Consider the following 1403-nt stretch of genomic DNA (forward strand, 5'->3'; position numbering starts at 1 on the left):
GATACTAGCATCATTTCGGTGCTGCCCCTGCTGACTCGCTCAAAGGCTGCTAATAAGGTTTCAACTTCTGTTTCTCTGCCGTAAAGTTTTTGAGGTATCTGAAACTTATCTGTAATATCTTTTTGGGCGATCGCAAAATCTGCAATTCCTCCCGTAGTTTTTAATTGTTCTAGGCATTCTTCTAAGTCAGCGATAATTCCCCAAGGGCTTTGATATCTGGCTTCAGCGGTTTTCGCTAATAGCTTCATCACAATATCAGAAACAGCTTTAGGAATTTCTCGATTGATTTGGTGGGGCGGTACTGCTTGTTTGGCAATGTGACAGTGGATTAATTCCATTGCATCGCTGTAATCCCAGGGCAATTGCCCTGTTAGCATTTCGTAAAAAGTGACTCCTAATGAGTAAAAATCAGTGCGGTAGTCGATCGCTCTGTTCATTCTGCCTGTTTGTTCCGGCGATATATAGCTAAGGGTGCCTTCTAAAACATTAGGATTTTTCAGACTAGGATTTTCGCGCTTTAAAACAGTAGAGATGCCAAAATCTATAACTTGAACTCGCCCTGTGGTTGAGTTGATAATAATATTGCTGGGATTAATATCTTTATGAATAATTTTATGTCTATGAATTTCACCTAAAGCCCTGGTTATTTTAATAGCTGTTAATAAAAACTCTTCTAAGGTAAGTTTGTGAGAAGCCAACCAAAGCTTTAATGAGTCTCCACCACAATCCTCGAAAATGATAGCCAAACTGTTATGGTATCTTTCTAAGCTGTAGGTTTTAGGGACACTTTCTAGGTGAAGATTGTGTGTGATTTCGTATTCCTGCTTGTATCTGACTAACGAAGCTGGCATCGGATAATCTTGTTTGAGAAATTTGAGAATTACCGGTTGGTTGTCTTGCTTTTTCAGTCCCCGGTAAACTACAGAATTATTACTTTCATGGATCTGGTTGGTAATGTCGTAGCCCGGTAAGTTAATCATTCTTACAGCCTCTTGTCAGTATTAATACTCAATTATTTTTTTATATATTGTTAGTTAATTAAGTATATGTATTATCTAATACACAATATTACCCTAAAATTTAAGAAAAGCTTAAGTTTTCCAAAAAAAGTTATTTTTTCTTAACATTTCTTCAAAATAAGAGGGCTAAACATTCCGGTCAGGAGTCCGATCGCTCCACAGTTTCCTGTAAAATCCGGCAAAACAGAGTGAAGTGCGATCGCCCTTAGTCTTCATAGGAGATTTGGGCCTTGCATAATTAGAGTATAAATAGGGGGAATCACCATGCAATGAAAGCGAGTGCAAATTAACCCATATCCGTAAAAACACTAAGGATCGCGAATTAAATAACTTACAATTTTAATTGTTATTGTGGGATGGGCGTCCCGCCCGTCCTTTTTGGAC

1 protein-coding gene is annotated in these 1403 nt (G+C 38.1%); it reads right to left on the minus strand.

Features of this window, described 5'->3' with window-relative positions:
• Window positions 1–980: protein kinase domain-containing protein (locus tag QT987_RS29740; RefSeq protein WP_333247081.1), on the minus strand; the 980-nt coding region annotated here is incomplete at its 3' end.
• Window positions 981–1403 lie beyond the last annotated feature (423 nt).

Origin of the sequence: Microcoleus sp. SVA1B4 (assembly GCF_036700545.1) — a bacterium.
Lineage (GTDB): Bacteria > Cyanobacteriota > Cyanobacteriia > Cyanobacteriales > Microcoleaceae > Microcoleus.